Source organism: Kitasatospora sp. NPDC058162 (assembly GCF_042884005.1).
GTDB lineage: Bacteria > Actinomycetota > Actinomycetes > Streptomycetales > Streptomycetaceae > Kitasatospora.
On record NZ_JBHVUS010000038.1, the window covers coordinates 35,508 to 51,806 of the forward strand.

A 16,299-nucleotide genomic window follows, 5' to 3' on the forward strand; every position below is an offset into this window, starting at 1 on the left:
GCAAGTGCCAGGCGAGCATTCGCCACCGTTCGCCAGGGCCCGCCAGACTACTAAGCCAGTGCCCGACGGGTGTGTTGTAGGGATGCGCCACCTCGCCCCTCGGGTCGGGCGGCGTCCCACCGGCGTCGGGGCAGTCCCCCGACCGTGGCACGGGACGCTCCCGGTCCTCACCCGAGGGGGTGGCGCGGCCGGGTGGCGCGGGGGCGCCGGGCACGGCCACGGCAGTCCGGTCGACCGCATTCCCCAGGGTGCGGACGACCGGAGCACTGTCGAACAGGGGTTCCTGACCCCGCGTCCGTGCCCGGCGCCCGCGCACCACCCACCGACCGAAGCAGGGCCGCCGTCACGCCAGGAAGCACGCGGCGCCAGCCCTCCCCCGCCCCGCGGGGCGAACCCGCAGACGGACCGGAAGGGACCACCCTCAGCCCATGTACTCCTCAGCGACGACCCCCACGCCGACCGCGACCCGCACCGCGCTGCGCCCCCCCACCGCAGCCACCGGCCGCCCCGGCCCCAAACAGGTGCCCCCGACGAGCCGTCCGGCGGCTCCGCGCGGCACCGAGGGCCGGTCCGCGGACACCCGGGTCCCGTCCGGCCGCACGGTGCTGGGGCTGCGCACCCCCGAGGCCGCCCCGCTGCCCGGCCACCGCCTCCCGCTCGCCCGGCAGGCCGACGGCCAGGTGCTGCGCACCCGGCGGCCCGGCCAGCCGGTCGGGCCCGAGCGGATCGACCCGGCGGCGCTGCAGACCCCGTCGGTGCGGGCCGCGCTGGGGAGCATCGCGCGGATATGTCCGGCGTTCACCCCGCGCCAGGTCCTGCGCGAGGGCAGCCGCCACATCCTGGTGGCGGGCACCATCGGGCGGGCGCCGGTGGTCGCCAAGTGCCTGGCGCCGCAGGCGGTGCGGAGTGAGTACTTCGAGCAGCTGGTGGCCGACTTCCACCACGAGGTCTCGGTCTACCGGGCGTTCGTCCGGCACCGCCCGCCGGTGCGGCTGCCCCGGCTGGTCGCGGCCGACCACGACCGGTGCGTGCTGGTCATGGAGCGCGTCCCCGGCCGTCCGGCCGCCCGGGAGCGCCACCCGGTCAACGCGCCCACCCCGGGCGAGGTCCGGGCGCTGCTCGGCGCCGTCCGGACGCTGAACCTCTGGCGGCCGCCGAGCGACGTCTTCCAGCCGCGTCTGGACTACCAGTTGGAGATCGCCCGCTACCACTCGGTGGGCCAGCTCACCGACCGGGACGCCGGCGACCTGCGCGGCCTGCTGCACGGCCTGGGCCACACCCCGCTGCAGCTGTGCCACGGCGACGCCCTGCTCAGCAACATGCTGCTGGCGCCGTCCGGACCGGTGCTGGTCGACTGGGAGCAGGCCGGCTGGTACCTGCCGGGCTACGACCTGGCGGTGCTGTGGAGCGTGCTCTCCGGCGACACCGCCGCCCGCCGCCAGATCAGCCAACTCGCGCAGAGCGGCGGCACGATGGCCCGGGACGCGTTCCTGGTGAACCTGGTGCTGGTGCTGATGCGGGAGATCCGGCTGTACGACGTGCCGGGCGCCGGCGAGGAGCAGCGGATCATGATCCGCCGGCTCTACGACGACGCCGCGCTGGCCCGCCGCGCGGCCCGGGCGGCGGTCGGCACCCGCTGAACCCCCGGGCCGCCCTGGGGCCCGTCTTCAAACTCCCGTCGTCCGCCCGAAGGGCGGGCGGGGCGGCGTTGGGGTGCGTGCATCGCAAGGCGGAGGAGGGAGTCCATGCGGAGCATCGGCGACCGACGACAACGCGGCGAGGTGCGTGCCCCAGCGTCGCCCCGCAGGCGGGAGTTTGAAGACGGGCCCTGACGCGCTACGCCTTGGCGCCGCGCGCCAGGGCGGCCCGGCCGGCGTCGTCCAGCACGGCCTCCTCGGGCGCCAGGTGCACCCGGCTGCTGAGCACGTCCCGCAGGTAGCGCTCGAGCGGGTGACGCCGGCTCAGCCCCGGGTTGCCGGTGAGCGCGACGGCCTGCTGAACGGCCGTCACGGCGGCCCGGGTGGCCAGCAGGTGGGCCGGACCGGTCCGGCCCACGGCGTCCGGTTCGCCCCGGTCCACCCGGGGGGCCAGGCCGTGCAGCAGCTCCTCGGCGCCGATCAGCTGGGCGTCGATCTCGCCGAGGGCGGCGCGGTAGCGCGGCAGGGTGCCGAGCGGTTCGGTCAGATTGGCCGGAGTCCGCTGGTTCAGGAAGCGGATCAGCCAGGCCTCGGCGGCCCGGGCGACCCCGACCGCCACCGCGGCGAGGGCCAGGTCGTGCCAGGCGCGGGCGAGTTCGGCCTCAGCGCCGTCCTGCTGGCCGGGTGTGCGCAGTCCGAGCCCGAGTTCGAGCGGGACCCGCACCGCGTCGAGGACGACGTCGTGGCTGGCGCTGGCCCGCAGGCCGAGTTGGTCCCAGGTCGGGTCGATCTCCAGGCCCTCGCTCTCGCCCCGGACCAGGAACGTGCCGACCCGCGGCTCGGGTTCGTCGGTCCGGGCGGTGACGGCCATCCAGGCCAGCGCCTCGGCGCCGGTGCAGTACGTCTTCCGGCCGGTCAGCAGCCAGCCCTCGTCGTCCCGTCGGGCGACCGTCCCGGGCGGCGCTCCGGCCCGTCCGCCGGGTTCCGCCCGCAGCGTGTTGACCAGCGCGGGCCCGCGCCGGGACTCGGTGAGCAGCCGCCGGTAGCCGGCCGCCGGCCAGCTCGCGCGGCGGGCCTGCTCGGCGTGCTGGAGCAGCGTGAAGGCGGTGACCACGGCCACCGAGGCGTCCCCGCGGCCGAGTTGGGCCAGCACCCGGACGGTGTCGGCGAGCGTGCCGCCCGGTCCGCCGTACCGCTGGGAGACGGTCAGGGTGAGCAGCCCGGCCTCGTGGACGGCCTCGATGCCCTGGTACGGGAAGGTCGCGTCGCGGTCGTGCTCCTCGGCGCGGGCGGCGAGCAGGTCGACCACCCGGGGCAGCCCGGCCAGCGCGGCCTCGACCGCCGAGCGGTCGGGCCCGGCGGCGGCGACCGGGACGGGCGGCACGGGTGCCGCGGGCCGGGCGGGACGGGTGGGGACCGAGGGGCGCGCGGGCGGGGCCGAGGGCGCGAGGTGGCCGGAATCCGACGGTTCGGTTCGATCACGATCGTTCGGTGAACGATCGTTGGCGGCGATGGTCGTCATGGGACTGGTGCCTCCGGGCGGCAGCGTGGGCTCAGCGGATGCGGGCGGCACGCCGTACGGGCGCGCGGAACGAGCCGGCGGCCCCGGAGGCCGGCCCGCGGCCCACCCCCGACTTCGGCGCCGACCCGGTCCGGTCGGCCGCCCACCGCCACGGGGGCGAGATCCCCCCTCAGCGGCCCGGACACGCCGCGCCGGCGGTCCGGCACAGGTCCAGATGCCTGCGACGGGTCAACAGCGGGAGACGGCACGGCATGTCCGCGACTGTACGAACCGGTGATCGATACCGTCAAGCAGCGTCCAGGCCCCGGGCGGGCCCGGTCAGCCCTGCTGGAACATGTCGGCCGGAAGCGGCTTCAGCAGCTGATACAGGTCGTCCGAAATCGGTCGGTCCCAGGACGCGATGGTGACCAGCACGCCGTCGCTGCGGCCGAACTGGGCGCAGAACACGCGCTCCTCGCTGACCTTGACCTTCTTCACGATCAGCAGGTCGTCCCCGAGCATCACCGGGAAGTCCTCGGCCGAGGCGAACTCGACCGGCTCGTCGTTCTCCAGCGCCGCGAGCAGCTGCCGCACCTCGAAGGGCACGTCGTCACCGGTCTCCCGGGCGGGCGAGCCCTCGGGGAGGTTGCCGATGAACATCGCCGGGCCCCTGCCGCCGAACAGGTCGTAGCGCAGGAAAATCCCCTGACAGGAGCCGTCCGGGCCGGTCATCATGGCCGCACCGAAGTCGCCGGGCCAGTCGCCCGGGTCCATCGCGAGCACGTCGAAGTCCGGGCCGGCGGGCTGTCCGGAGCGACGGCGGAGAAAAGACATGGGAACATCGTACGTGCCCGGCACACCGCACTCACGAGGCGGGTGGGACCCCGACGGGGGACGGGCGGGAGGTCGACGCTCAGAGACCAATGTTGACTCTGAGCAACCGTCCGGGCTACGTTCGGTTCAGCACGACAGCCGTTCTGGGTTTCACCCTCCGGGGGGACGGCATGTCGCAACGCGGCCCTACACGCGTATCCCTCACTGTGCACTCGTCGTGCCGAACTGCCGAGCACCCAGCTTCGTCATCGCACACTGCACAACACACAAGCCAACAGTTCCATTGCAGTTCCTTGCAACAAGAGCCAGATCCGCGGGGCCCCGGCCCGTCGCTCCCGTGGATCTGCTCGGGACGCCGCCGCGTGGGGGCGTGCGGGTCCCGAGCAAACGGTGCCGTCTCCGAGTCGCTCTCGGCGTCGGCGCCAGCCTCCCGGCGACTGCCGGCCCCTCGTGGGCCGGGACCGGCCGACGCACCCCGGTGCGCAGGGGATGACTGGGAGGATGGCCTGGCAATGCTGCCGGGCCGCAACAGCAGGCGCCGTGTCTGGCCGCGTGGGGGCGGTGGGCACGGCGTCTGCCTGTGCTCATACTCTGAGCTGCGTTTGTCTAACAGTCAACAGAAATTCTGACGGGGCACGCTCAAAAGATCATCAGTTGTGATGTTCGGTACCGGGATCCACGGCCCGACCGGCTCGACCTCGGCCCGGCTGCGGTCCGGACACACCGGCGGAGCGGACCCGGACGCCGCAGGTCTTCCTGCAGCTCGGACCGCTCCGCGGGGGCGCCCGGACGGCGCGGGTGGCTCAGGTGAGGTCGAACTCGCCGTCCCGGGCGCCGAGCACGAAGGCCCGCCACTCGGCCGGGGTGAAGACCAGGACCGGCCCGTCCTCCTGACGGCCGTCCCGCATCCCGATGTACCCGTCCACGAACGCGATCTGGACGTCCCCGACGCCCTGGCTGCTGCACAGCCACTCGGCGCCGGTGAAGTCCACCTTCGGCTTCCCGTTCCGCGCGAGCTCCGGCTCGGCGCCGACCGCTCCGCCGTTCACCCCGGCGTCCACCCCGGTGTCCGTCCCGCTGTTGACTGCCACTGACCGATCTCCTCCCGACGGCGTTCCAGCGCCAGCCTAACCACACCTCCCGGCCCCGGTCAGCGGGTTGGCGAGGACTCCCCCGCGCGGGGAGGAGAGGGGCGGAGGGCGGTGGAGGAGCGGTCGGGGGCCGGTGGGGCGTGTCCCGACCGGCCGGGCCGCCGGCAGCTGCCAGAGTGCTGCCAGGACGCCGGGGCGGCCCCTCCAGGGCCCGACGACCACCCAGCCCACCACCTCGCCCCAGGGAGCAGCCGATGAGCCGCCGGGACGGCACCCGCGCCGACGTCATCCCCATCTCCGACGCCCCCTCGGCCCACCCGCCGGCGCCCCGCACCCCGCCCGCGCCCACCCCGCTGCCCCGGCCCACCCCGGCCCGGCCCGGCGCGCACGGCCGGGTCGGGATCGTCCTGGTCTCGCACAGCCAGGAACTGGCCACCGCCGTACGCTCCCTGGCGCTCACTCTGACCGGATCCGACTCCCCCGCGCCGGTCGCCGCGACCGGCGGCGACCCGGCGGACGGACCGGGCATCAGCGCGGTGCTGGTGGCCGCCGCCACCCGGCGGGTCGACCAGGGCCACGGCGTGGTGGTGCTCGCGGACCTGAACGGAGCCGTCAGCACCGTGCGGGCCCTGCTGTCGGAGGCCGACGAGCACGGCCTGCCGTTCCCGGTCCGCTTCGCGAACGCCCCCTTCGTCGAGGGCGCGGTGGCCGCCACCGCGACCGCCACCGCGGGCGGCGACCTGGCCGCGGTCCTGGACGCCGCGGAGGAGGCCTACCGGCAGCAGAAGGGCTGAGTCCCGGCCCGGCCCAGTCCGGCCCGGCCCCGGCCTCAGGGGCGCTCCCGGCCCTCCCAGGTGAACACCGCCGGGCCCTCGCACTCCAGTGCGTGGCGCAGCCGCGCGTGCTCGAAGTCGAGCATCGGCGGCAGCTCGTCCAGCCCGAACCAGCCGACCTCAAGGGACTCGTCGTCGTTCACCCGGGCCTCGCCGCCGACCGCCCGGCAGCGGAAGGTCAGCACCAGGTACTGCGTCACGTCGCCGTTCGGGTAGTGGACCGGAGGGGTCACGGTGGCCGAGGCGAGCAGCTCGGGCACGACCTCCACACCGGTCTCCTCCAGGCACTCGCGCACCACGCCGTCGGCGGGCTGCTCACCGGGGTCGAGGATGCCGCCGACCGAGGCCCACCGGCCGTCGTCGACCCGGCGGGCGAGCAGCACCCGGCCGCGGTCGTCCACGACGATCGCGGCGACGGCGCTCAACCAGAGCGGGCGGGTGCCCACGAGGGAGCGGAGTTCGAGGAGGAAGGGAGGAATCGCCATGCGGCGCAGCCTATCCAGCCCGCCGGGCGGCTTCCGGGGCTGTCGCCGTCCGAATTCATGAGGCGAACACGACAATTCATGGGTGCCTCTCCGCACTTCCCCGCCGGGGCGTTCCGAGTCGAGAGAACGCATTCATGACAGAGGAGCGGAAGCCGTTGTCCGGGAATGCGGAAGAAGGGGGCACGAGATTGTCGGAAGCGATGAAATTCGGTCGTTCTGACCAAATTCGCTCTATCTGTTGATCCATCTGTTGATAAGTTGATCAACCGCATACGACCATCCGGCCCGGCACCCGCCGGAGTGACCCGCCGGGGGCACCCTCAGAGCGCGGCACCCCGCCGACGGACCACCCCGAAGACGATCCGGCCGAGCAGCAGGACACCCGCCGCCAAGCAGCCCGCCACCGCCATCGCCCACGCCGGACCGTCACTGTCCGGAACGATCACGGCCACCACGATGCCCAGCACCAGGCAGGCCACACCCGCCGCCGCCAGCGGAATCCGGTGGGTGACAAGGGCTCCGCCGCTGCACGCGCGGTTCCACCGGGTCGCCCCGTGCAGGTGGAAGGGATCACGGTCCGCATCTGCCATGAGCCCAAGGTACCCCGGGCGGCCCCCCGAAGCAGCCCGCAGGGAGTGAGGCTCCGCGCACCCTGCGCAACCGCCCCGCGGGGGTCCTCCCGGACCGCGACCACGTGTACGGGCTCCACAATCAGTCCACGAAAAATCCTCGTCCCCCCGGTACAACCATCCGCCCGGTGGAGCGGTCTCAATGGCATCGAGTGATCCAGGAGCCGTTCACGGGACGGGTGAAAACCCCCACCGAGAACCGGAATACCCAGGGAGCGGAGCCGCCGCCCCCTGGAGTCGGAGGCCGGGCTCCGTCCTCCGGCGGTACCGCCACGCCGCTCGGCGACCAAGGGGGAACCGTTGCCGCAGACCCAATCCACCCCATCGACCGCCACCGCACGCGCCAGGCCCCGACCCGGCATGCGGCCGCTCCCACCACCCACCGGCTGCGCGTCCGACCACCACGGCGCCGGCCGACCCCGCCCGGCCGTCGAGACCAAGCTCCTCGACCCGGACCTCCTCGAGACGGCATGGCTCGAGAAGCCCCGGGTCGAGACGGCACTGCTCGACACCACCCGGCTCGACGGCACCCTGCTCGACGGCACCCGGCTCGACGGCAAGCGCCTCGGGACGAAGCACGTCGACGCGAAGCACACCGACCAGGAACAGCAGGACGCACGGGGCGAATGGCTGCGGTTCGCCCCCGTACAGCCCCTGTTCCGGGCCCGGGCCGCCCAGCGACTCGCCGTCCTCGCCTACCACGGGGTGACCGACCACCGCTCCTTCGGCGCCCAGCTCGACCGGCTGCGGAGGCTCGCCACCCCGGTCTCGCTGCAGGCCGTCCTCCAGGCCGTCACCGAACAGCGGCCGCTGCCGCCGCGCAGCGTCCTGGTCACCTTCGACGACGCCGACCGGAGCGTCCTCACCCACGCCCTGCCCGCCCTCGACGCCCGCGGCATCCCCGCCACCGCCTTCGTCATCTCCGAACTCATCGGCACCGAACGCCCCTTCTGGTGGCACGAGGCCGACTTCCTCGCCCGCCACGGCGGCCGCGCCCGCTCACTCGACTGCGGCCACCCCTCCCAGCTGCTCCCCCGGCTCAAGGCCATGCCGGACCCGGACCGGCGCCGCAGCCTGCACGAACTGCGGGTCAGCGCCGACCGCCGGCCCCCCAGCCAGGAACAGCTCACCCCCGCCGACCTGCTCGCCCTGCGGGACGGCGGGGTCGCCATCGGCAACCACACCCAGGGGCACCCGTGCCTCGGCCGCTGCGACGACGCCACCGTCCGCGCCGAGATCACCGGCGCCCACGAAGCCCTCACCCACTGGCTCGGCGAACCCCCCATCGCCTTCGCCTACCCCGACGGCGGCCACGACCCCCGTGCGGAAACCGTCCTGCAGGAGCTCGGCTACCGCCTCGGCTTCCTCTCCGACCACCGCCTCGGCCCCCGACTCCCCAACCACCCCCTCCAGATCAGCCGCCTCCAGGTCGACTCCACCACCAGCATCCGCCGCTTCGACACCATCCTCTCCGGCCTCGAACCCGCCTACCGGCGCTGGCGCCGCCAAGAGGTGGCCTGACCGGTGACAGTGCCGCGCAGGAAGCCGCCCGGGGCGGCTTCCTGCGCGGCACCCGTCCCGGCTCGATGCCTGCCAAGCAGGCACGCGCCCTGCCCGGGCGACACGGACCGGGCGCGGGAAGTCGGCGGGGTCGTCTTCCTGTGCGGCACCCATCCCGCGGGATCCGGCCATCCCCGCTCCGGAGGGCCGCGGGCCGATGCCTGCCCAGCAGGCACGCACCCTGCCTGGGCGACACCAACGGGCGCGGGAAGTCGGCGGGGTCGTCTTCCTGTGCGGCATCCATCCTGCGGGATCCGGCCATCCCGGCCCGGAGGGCCGTGGGCCGATGCTTGCCGGGCAGGCACGTGCCCTGCCTGGGCGACACCAACGGGCGCGAGAAGTCGGCGGGGTCGACTTTCTGTGCGGCATCCATCCTGCGGGATCCGGCCATCCCGGCCCGGAGGGCCGTGGGCCGATGCTTGCCGGGCAGGCACGTGCCCTGCCCTGGCGACACCAGCCGGGCACGGGAAGTCGGCCGGGTCGACTTCCTGTGCCGGGGGCGGGGTCGGCGCCCGTGCCGCTGTGGGAGGCGGGTGAGCTTGCTCTGCTCAGGGCCTACGGCGGCTTCGAGGCGGCGCCCCCGGGCGCCGATGGGGCCGGGCACCGAGTGCTCGGGGGCTGCGGGAGGTAGGGGTACCGGAGCGCTGCTCCACCCCCGGGCGCTGACCGGCATCGCCCGGGCGCGCGGGAAGTCGGCTGGGTCGACTTTCTGCGCGAGGTTCGGTGGGCCGTTGCAGGGGGGATCGGGGTCGGCGCCCGTGCCGCTGTGGGAGGTGGGTGAGCTCGCGCTGCTCGAGGGTGCGCGGCTTCGAGGCGCGCTGCCGCCGGGGCCGGGCTCCGGGTGCCTCGGGCTCGGATGCGCGGGAAGTCGGCCGGGCCGACTTCCTGTGCGAGGTATCGAAGCGCGGGCCCCGGGGGCGGGGGTGGGTCAGGCTGGGACGGGGGTGAGGGCGAGGCCCCCGAGGTGGGGGTGGCTCAGGCCGGGACGGCGGTGAGGGTGAGGCCCTGGGGGTAGAGGGTGGCGGTGGGGGGGAGAGTGGCGGGGGCGCCGGCGTGGAGGACGGTGAGGGTGCCGGTGCCGGTGCGGGTGGGGTCGGCGACGCGGCGGAGGGCCTGGGCGGCGACGGCCTCGGCGGAGCCGTGGAGGACGAGGGCCGGGGAGGCGGTGGGGGCGACGGCGGCGCGGATGCGCTCGGCCACGAGTTCGTAGTGGGTGCAGCCGAGCACGAGGACGTCGGTGCCCTCCGGCGTGCGGGCGGCCGCGTCGGCGATGGCCGCGGTGGTGGCCGCGTCGTCGCCGTGTTCGACGGCGTCCGCCAGGCCGGGGCAGGCGACCTCGGTGACCTCGGCGGTGCCGCCGAAGTCGCGGATCAGCCCGCGCTGATAGGCGCTGCCGGTGGTGGCCGGGGTGGCCCAGATGGCGACGCGGCCGCCGAGGGCGGCGGCGGGCTTGATCGCGGGGACGGTGCCGATGACGGGCAGCCCGGGTTCGAGTTCGGCGCGCAGGGTGTCGAGCGCGTGGACCGAGGCCGTGTTGCAGGCGATCACCAGGGCGTCGGGCTCGAGGGCGGCCGCGGCCCGGCAGCAGCCGAGGGCCAGCTCGGTGACCTCTTCGGGCGTGCGCGGCCCCCACGGCATCGAGGCCGGGTTGGAGGAGAGCACCAGATCGGCGTCCGGGCGCAGCTTCCGAATCGCGGCGGCGGCGGCCAGCAGGCCGATTCCGGAGTCCATCAGTGCGATCTTCACGAGGCAAGACTTTAGTCGATCCACCTCTCGCGGCCGGTTCTGCGGCAGACTGCGGGGGTGACCGTCCTGCTCTGGATCGCCGCGTTCTCCCTGCTGGTCTGGCTCTGGCTGGCGTGCTGCCACGGTTCGTTCTGGCGGACCGACGTCCGGCTGCCGCCGCGTCGTCCGCCGGCGCGGTGGCCGGAGGCGGCGGTCGTGGTGCCGGCCCGGGACGAGGCGGCGGTGCTGCCGGTGAGCCTGCCGTCGCTGCTGGCGCAGAAGTACCCGGGGCGGGCACGGGTGATCCTGGTGGACGACCACAGTTCGGACGGCACCGGCGCGCTGGCGGCGGAGCTGCGGACGCTGGACGGGCTGGAGCTGACCGTCACCACCCCTCCCTCGCTGCCGGCGGGCTGGACGGGCAAGCTGTGGGCGCTGCGGCACGGGGTGGAGCTGGCCGGTCCGGACGTGGAGTACCTGCTGCTGACGGACGCGGACATCGCGCACGGCCCGGACTCGCTGGCGGAGCTGGTGGCCGCGGCCGAGTCCAACGGGCTGGACCTGGTGTCGCAGATGGCCCGGCTGCGGGTGGTGACCGGCTGGGAGCGGCTGGTCGTCCCGGCCTTCGTGTACTTCTTCGCCCAGTTGTACCCGTTCCGCCGGAGCAACCGTCCGGGTTCGCGGACGGCGGCCGCGGCGGGCGGCTGTTCGCTGGTGCGGCGGGAGGCGCTGGAGCGGGCGGGCGGGGTGGCGGCGATCCGCGGGGCGGTGATCGACGACGTGTCGCTGGCCCGGGCGGTGAAGTCCACGGGCGGGCGCACCTGGCTGGGCCTGGCCGGGGAGGTGGACAGCGTCCGCCCGTACCCGCGGCTGGAGCAGTTGTGGCGGATGGTGTCGCGCAGCGCGTACGCCCAGTTGCGGCATTCGCCGTTGTTGCTGCTCGGGACGGTGCTGGGGCTGGCGCTGGTGTACCTGGTGCCGCCGGTGGCGACGGTGGCCGGGCTGGTGGCGGGGGTGCCGTGGGTGGCGGTGGCGGGCGGGGCGGCCTGGGCGGTGATGGCGGGCACCTACCTGCCGATGGTCCGGTACTACGGGCAGCCGGCCGCGGCCGTGCTGCTGTTGCCGTTCACCGCCTCGCTGTACCTGCTGATGACGGTGGACTCGGCGGTGCAGCACTGGCGCGGCCGCGGCGCGGCCTGGAAGGGCCGGACGTACTCGCGGGCGTGAGGCCGGACAGGGGAAAGCCCGGCACGACGGGCCGGTCGGGGCCCATACTGCTCGGATGGACCGTCAGCGGATCTCCCGGCTCGCCCATGCCCACCACCCGATCGCGGCGCCCCTGGCGGACGGGTCGGTGTCCCGTCTGCTGGACCGCGCGCTGGGCGGGCGGGAGGCCGGCCGGGTGCTGGACCTCGGCTGCGGCGAGGGCGCCTGGCTGCTGCGGGCGCTGGCCGCGCGGCCGGGCTGGCGCGCGGTGGGGGTGGACGTGGACGCCGGGGCGCTGACCCGGGCCCGGGAGACGGCGACGGCGCTCGGCGTGGTGCGCCGGATCGGCCTGCACCACCGGGACGCCCGGGAGTTCACCGACCGGGAGCCCTTCGACCTGGTGCTCTGCGTGGGCGCCACCCATGCCTTCGGCGGGCTGCTGCCCACGCTCGCGGCGGCGCGTGGACTCCTGGCGCCGGGTGGGCGGTTGCTGGTCGGCGAGGGGTTCTGGGAGCGGGAGCCGTCCCGGGCCGCGCTGGACGGGCTGGGCGCCGCCCGGGAGGACTTCGCGGACCTGGCGACGACCACCGACCGGGTGCTCGCGGACGGCTGGACGCCGGTGTACGGGCACGTCAGCACGGCACGGGAGTGGGACGACTACGAGTTCTCCTGGACGGGTTCGCTGGCCGAGTGGGCGCTGGACCACCCGGAGCACCCGGACGCGGTGGCCGCCCGCGAGGCCGCGGACCACCATCGCGGCGGGTGGCTGCACGGCTACCGGGGGACGCTCGGCTTCGTCACCCATCTGCTGCGCCGCGACTGAACTCCCCCGCCAGCGCAGCTACTTCTGCGTCCGGGCCAGGAAGTCGTCGATCAGCGGGGCGATTTCGGGCAGCTTCTCCTCCAGCGCGAAGTGCCCGGTGTCGAAGACGTGCAGCTCGGCGTCCGGCAGGTCGCGCAGGTAGGCGCGGGCGCCGGCCTCGGTGAAGAAGGCGTCGTTGCGCCCCCAGATCACCAGTGCGGGCGGCTGGTTGGCGCGCAGCCAGGCCTGCCACTCCGGGTAGAGGTCGACGTTGGAGAAGTAGTCGAGGGCGAGTTCGACCTGGATGTCCTTGCGGCCGGGCAGGTCGAGGAAGTGCTGGTCGAGGGTCCAGCCGTCGGGGGCGACCAGGCTCGGGTCGCCGGTGCCGCCCTCGTACTGGCCGCGGGTGACGTCCAGGGTGAGGATCGAGCGGGCGGCGTCCTCGGCGCCGGGGACACCGCGCCGCTGGGCGATGAACCCCCGTGCCAGGTCGGAGAGTCCGTCCTCGTAGGCGTTGCCGTTCTGGACCACCAGGCCGGTGATCCACTCCGGTCGGCGGGTGGCCAGGCGCAGGCCGACGGGGGCGCCGAAGTCGAAGACGTACAGTGCGAAGCGGTCGAGGCCGAGGGCGAGGCAGAAGCGCTCGATGACGTCGGTGAGGGTGTCGAAGCGGTAGCTGAAGGCGTCGGGCGCGGGGCTGTCGCTGTTGCCGAAGCCGGGGTAGTCGGGGGCTATCAGGCGGTAGCGGGTGCCGAGGGCGTCGAGCAGTCGGGCGTACTGGTGGGAGGCGGCGGGGAAGCCGTGCAGCAGCAGGAGGACGGGGGCGTCGGCCGGCCCGGTCTCGCGGTAGAAGACGTTCAGGCCGTCGAGGTCGATGTGGCGGTGGTGCACGTGGGGGATCGTCAGCTCGCTCATGATAACCATTAAAGCGCACCTGAACGGTTAGGCATAGGGGTTTCGCGGAGCGGGCTGACCGATCGTCATCCACCGGTGGTTCAGTGCTTCTGCAACTGCTCCCGCTGCACCAGGTAGTCGAGCACCTCGGGCATCGCGTCGACGCCGCCGGCCGTGCTCGGCGAGGTCCGGTACTCGCCCTGGACGACCACCGTCGGCAGCTCGTTGACGCCGTAGCGGATGAACTGGGCGGCCGCGTCGTCCACCGACTGCCGCACCGCGGTGGAGCGGTAGGCCGCGCGGAAGCTCTGGGCGTCGACGCCGTGGCGCACCGCCCAGTCGGTGGCGGCGGACTCGGTGCCGAGGTCGGCGTGGTCGGTGTGGATCGAGCGGAAGGCGCTGCTCTGCAGGCGCTCGACCAGGCCGAGCCGCTCCAGCGTGTAGTACAGCCGGGCGTGGGCGCGCTGCACGCCCTCCTCCGGACTGCCCGGCCAGATCGCCGGGACCCGGCGCAGCGCGACGTCGGAGCGGTGCTTCTCGACCCAGGCCTGCAGCGGCTGCTCCAGCGCCTGGGAGTGGCCGCAGTCGTACCAGAAGAACTCGACGGCCTCGGTACGGGTGTCCTCACGCACCGGCTGCGGGTGGTCGAGCTTGACGAACTGCTTTCCCTCGGAGGGGGGTTGGTGGGTCATCGCACTGGCCTGGATCGGGGAAGCGGCGATCCCGGCGGCGATGACGAACAGGACGGTGGAGCGCAGCAGCGACTTCGAGTTCACACCGGGCAGTGTGGTGCTGACGGCCCGTTACCGACGAGTCGGTACGGGGCGGCGGGCCCGGATTCGCCCGAACGGCTTAGCTGGGCCCACGGATATTGACGCCCGCGACTCAGCTCGGCGGGCCGCCCGTCCACACCTCGGCGACCAGCCGCTGCCAGTCGTCCACCACCGCGCCCAGCTCGAAGTGCTCCAGCGCGTGCGCCCGGGCGGCCGCGCCGAGGCCCGCGCGGTTGCAGGCCAGCACCTTGGCCAGCGCCTCGGCCAGCGCGAGCGGGTCCCCCGGGGCGACCAGCGCTCCGGTGGCGCCGTCCCGGACCACCTCGCGGACCCAGCCGACGTCGGTGGCCACGGCGGGCACCCCGGCCAGGGCCGCCTCGATCAGCGCGCCGGGCACCCCCTCGCTGTCGCTGGTGAGCAGCAACGCGTCGGCGGCGCGGTAGAGCGGGGCCGGGTCGGGCAGCGGGCCGAGGAAGTGGGCGCGGGCGGCGGCCGGGTGGCGGGCCAGGGCCTCCAGCAGCGGGCCGTCCCCGGCGACGGCCATCCGGACGTCGGGCAGCCGGTCGAGCACGTCGAGGGCGAGGTCGAGCCGCTTCTCGGGGGCTATCGCGCCGATCCAGGCGACCAGCAGGACGTCGGCCGGCAGGCCCAGGGCGTGCCGGGCGGCGCGCCGGTCGTCCCGGCCGTCGGCGGGTGGATAGCTCTCGGCGGCACGGGAGTTGGGGATCACCCGGACCTTGCCGCCGGGCAGCTCGAACTGCTCCTCCAGCACCCCGCGGGCCTCGTCGGTGAGCGTGGTGACGGCGGCGGCGCGGTGCATCAGGGCGCCGCCGCGCAGTCTGCGCAGCCGGTTGGCGGTCCAGTACCGGGGGTGGCCGACCGAGACGTAGACGAAGGGGGTGGGGGTGCCGGCCAGGGCGAGGGCGCAGGCGGCCAGGGTGTCGGAGCCGTGGGCGAGCACCACGTCGGCGGCGCGGGCGGCGGAGCGCAGCGCGAGCAGGGTGCTCGGGCGCAGGCGGCCGGGCCCGAGCACGGCGGCGGCGCGCAGCCGGGCGGTGTCGGGGCAGCCCTCGCCGCAGGTCCCGGGCACGGCCGTCCCGGCGGTGCACACTCCCGGGGTGCCCGCGGTCGGCCGGGCGGGCGGTACGGCGGGGTGCGGGGCGAGGGCGCACAGCGCGGAGGCCTGGCCCCGGCGGCGCAGTTCCCGGTGGAGGTCACGGGCGAAGTTCTGGGCGCCGCCCCGGCGTTCGTCGCTGATCAGGTGCAGGACGCGCGGGCGTGCTCCGGCCGAATCGGCCGCCGTATGGTCGGGCATGGACCGACCTTGGCACAGTGCCCCGCCCGGTACAGCCCCTTCGCGCAACCTGGCGGTGGCCCGTGCGCCCGCGCCCGTACACCCACTGTGCGCTGAGGACCCGCCGTCGTGCGCCGGTTGCGACCGCCGTGCGCCCCGCCTCGCCCCCCGCCGCTCCGTGCGGCCGCCCTCCGCTCCCCCGCACGCCGCGTCGGGGACCGGCTCACGCCGTCGGCGGCGGCCCGCACCGCCGCGTCACCCCAACGGGTCAACCGCGAACCCCCGGCGGCCGGACGGCCGGTACGCGGACGGCCCGGGCCCCGCCCGCGCCTCGGGCGGGCACCGCCGGGACCGGGCCGTCGGGCGGTTACGCGGTTCGGGTGAACGCGGTTGGACCTCGACCCGCGCCGGTCGGCAGGATGTCCGGCCGGGGCGCCCGCCGTTCTGCCCCATCTCCCCCTTCCCCGTTCGGATTTGGAGTCACCCGGTGTTCAAGGGATTCCGCAGCTTCCTGCTGCGCGGCAACGTGGTGGACCTCGCGGTCGGCATCGTGATCGGCGCGGCCTTCACCGCCGTCGTCACCGGGTTCGTCAGCGCCTTCCTCACCCCGCTGATCGGGGTCGCCACCGGCGCGGTCGGCGACTTCACCCAGAAGACCTTCGAGGTGGGCGGCACCAAGTTCCCGTACGGCCTCTTCGTCAACGCGCTGATCGGGTTCGTGCTGGTCAGCGCGCTGATCTACTTCGCCGTGGTGGTGCCGGTCGGCAAGCTGCAGGAGCGCTTCGAGAAGGCCGCTCCGGCGCCCGCCGCCAGGGCGGACTGCCCGGAGTGCCTGAGCTCCATCCCGGCCGCCGCGACCCGCTGCTCCTTCTGCACCACCGAGGTGGCCGCCCGGCCCGGCCTGCCCGCGCAGGCCCAGGCGCTGCAGTCGCACTGACGCCCCGACGACGGGGCCGGCCGGCGGCCGGGAAGAGCTCCCGAGCGCGTCCGGATCCGCCCACTGTGGGCGCTCACGGGAAATTTATTCCCCAAACA

The 16,299-nt window shown here is 74.7% G+C and carries 16 protein-coding genes; 6 read left to right on the top strand and 10 right to left on the bottom strand.

The features are described from left to right. The first annotated feature begins 428 nt into the window (after positions 1-428). A complete protein-coding gene (locus tag ACFVXG_RS38710) occupies positions 429-1,640 on the top strand; it encodes a phosphotransferase (RefSeq protein ID WP_387934725.1) in 1,212 nt (403 codons plus the stop codon). Between the two features lie 196 nt (positions 1,641-1,836). Here ACFVXG_RS38710 and ACFVXG_RS38715 read toward each other — a convergent pair whose 3' ends face one another. The 4 genes from ACFVXG_RS38715 to ACFVXG_RS38730 all read right to left on the bottom strand — a co-directional run bounded on the left by ACFVXG_RS38715 (position 1,837) and on the right by ACFVXG_RS38730 (position 5,021). Next, positions 1,837-3,021 (bottom strand): acyl-CoA dehydrogenase family protein, encoded by a 1,185-nt coding sequence (locus tag ACFVXG_RS38715; protein WP_387934727.1) that lies wholly within the window; start codon positions 3,019-3,021, stop codon positions 1,837-1,839. Between the two features lie 307 nt (positions 3,022-3,328). After that, positions 3,329-3,412 carry a putative leader peptide gene (locus ACFVXG_RS38720; protein ID WP_350508934.1) on the bottom strand — a complete coding sequence of 28 codons (84 nt, stop codon included), beginning with the start codon at positions 3,410-3,412 and terminating at the stop codon, positions 3,329-3,331. Positions 3,413-3,477: 65 nt separating this feature from the next. Continuing rightward, on the bottom strand, positions 3,478-3,972 hold the full coding sequence (locus ACFVXG_RS38725) for a hypothetical protein (protein WP_188295628.1): 495 nt from the start codon (positions 3,970-3,972) through the stop codon (positions 3,478-3,480). An 803-nt stretch (positions 3,973-4,775) separates the two neighbouring features. Then, on the bottom strand, positions 4,776-5,021 hold the full coding sequence (locus ACFVXG_RS38730; RefSeq protein ID WP_350508933.1) for a DUF397 domain-containing protein: 246 nt from the start codon (positions 5,019-5,021) through the stop codon (positions 4,776-4,778). 296 nt (positions 5,022-5,317) lie between these two features. On the opposite strand from ACFVXG_RS38730, the gene ACFVXG_RS38735 reads away from it, so the two are divergent. Further along, positions 5,318-5,857: a PTS-dependent dihydroxyacetone kinase phosphotransferase subunit DhaM gene (locus tag ACFVXG_RS38735; protein WP_387934729.1), complete on the top strand. Its 540-nt coding sequence runs from the start codon at positions 5,318-5,320 to the stop codon at positions 5,855-5,857. Between the two features lie 35 nt (positions 5,858-5,892). On the opposite strand, the gene ACFVXG_RS38740 is transcribed toward ACFVXG_RS38735, so the two are convergent. Together ACFVXG_RS38740 and ACFVXG_RS38745 are read right to left on the bottom strand one after the other, a co-directional pair. Next, positions 5,893-6,381: an NUDIX domain-containing protein gene (locus ACFVXG_RS38740; protein WP_387934730.1), complete on the bottom strand. Its 489-nt coding sequence runs from the start codon at positions 6,379-6,381 to the stop codon at positions 5,893-5,895. Between the two features lie 320 nt (positions 6,382-6,701). Continuing rightward, complete coding sequence (locus tag ACFVXG_RS38745; protein ID WP_350508898.1) at positions 6,702-6,971, bottom strand: hypothetical protein; 270 nt, start codon at positions 6,969-6,971, stop codon at positions 6,702-6,704. Between the two features lie 399 nt (positions 6,972-7,370). Here ACFVXG_RS38745 and ACFVXG_RS38750 point away from each other — a divergent pair, with 399 nt between their 5' ends. Continuing rightward, positions 7,371-8,531: a polysaccharide deacetylase family protein gene (locus tag ACFVXG_RS38750; protein ID WP_387934732.1), complete on the top strand. Its 1,161-nt coding sequence runs from the start codon at positions 7,371-7,373 to the stop codon at positions 8,529-8,531. A 1,014-nt stretch (positions 8,532-9,545) separates the two neighbouring features. On the opposite strand, the gene ACFVXG_RS38755 is transcribed toward ACFVXG_RS38750, so the two are convergent. Next, positions 9,546-10,316: a glutamate racemase gene (locus ACFVXG_RS38755; protein ID WP_387934734.1), complete on the bottom strand. Its 771-nt coding sequence runs from the start codon at positions 10,314-10,316 to the stop codon at positions 9,546-9,548. 66 nt (positions 10,317-10,382) lie between these two features. On the opposite strand from ACFVXG_RS38755, the gene ACFVXG_RS38760 reads away from it, so the two are divergent. Together ACFVXG_RS38760 and ACFVXG_RS38765 are read left to right on the top strand one after the other, a co-directional pair. Next, positions 10,383-11,522: a glycosyltransferase gene (locus tag ACFVXG_RS38760; RefSeq protein WP_387934800.1), complete on the top strand. Its 1,140-nt coding sequence runs from the start codon at positions 10,383-10,385 to the stop codon at positions 11,520-11,522. Positions 11,523-11,577: 55 nt separating this feature from the next. Continuing rightward, a complete protein-coding gene (locus ACFVXG_RS38765) occupies positions 11,578-12,324 on the top strand; it encodes an SAM-dependent methyltransferase (protein WP_387934736.1) in 747 nt (248 codons plus the stop codon). A gap of 18 nt (positions 12,325-12,342) precedes the next feature. On the opposite strand, the gene ACFVXG_RS38770 is transcribed toward ACFVXG_RS38765, so the two are convergent. The 3 genes from ACFVXG_RS38770 to ACFVXG_RS38780 all read right to left on the bottom strand — a co-directional run bounded on the left by ACFVXG_RS38770 (position 12,343) and on the right by ACFVXG_RS38780 (position 15,285). Next, positions 12,343-13,218: an alpha/beta fold hydrolase gene (locus ACFVXG_RS38770; RefSeq protein ID WP_387934737.1), complete on the bottom strand. Its 876-nt coding sequence runs from the start codon at positions 13,216-13,218 to the stop codon at positions 12,343-12,345. 80 nt (positions 13,219-13,298) lie between these two features. Beyond that, the gene (locus tag ACFVXG_RS38775) at positions 13,299-13,973 is read right to left on the bottom strand and encodes a thiol:disulfide interchange protein DsbA/DsbL (protein WP_387934739.1); all 675 of its coding nucleotides are present in this window, start codon (positions 13,971-13,973) and stop codon (positions 13,299-13,301) included. Positions 13,974-14,082: 109 nt separating this feature from the next. Next, positions 14,083-15,285 (bottom strand): glycosyltransferase family 4 protein, encoded by a 1,203-nt coding sequence (locus ACFVXG_RS38780; protein ID WP_387934740.1) that lies wholly within the window; start codon positions 15,283-15,285, stop codon positions 14,083-14,085. A gap of 466 nt (positions 15,286-15,751) precedes the next feature. Here ACFVXG_RS38780 and mscL point away from each other — a divergent pair, with 466 nt between their 5' ends. Continuing rightward, positions 15,752-16,201, top strand: coding sequence for a large conductance mechanosensitive channel protein MscL (gene mscL / locus ACFVXG_RS38785; RefSeq protein WP_387934742.1), 450 nt, complete (start codon positions 15,752-15,754; stop codon positions 16,199-16,201). The last annotated feature ends 98 nt before the right edge of the window (positions 16,202-16,299 follow it).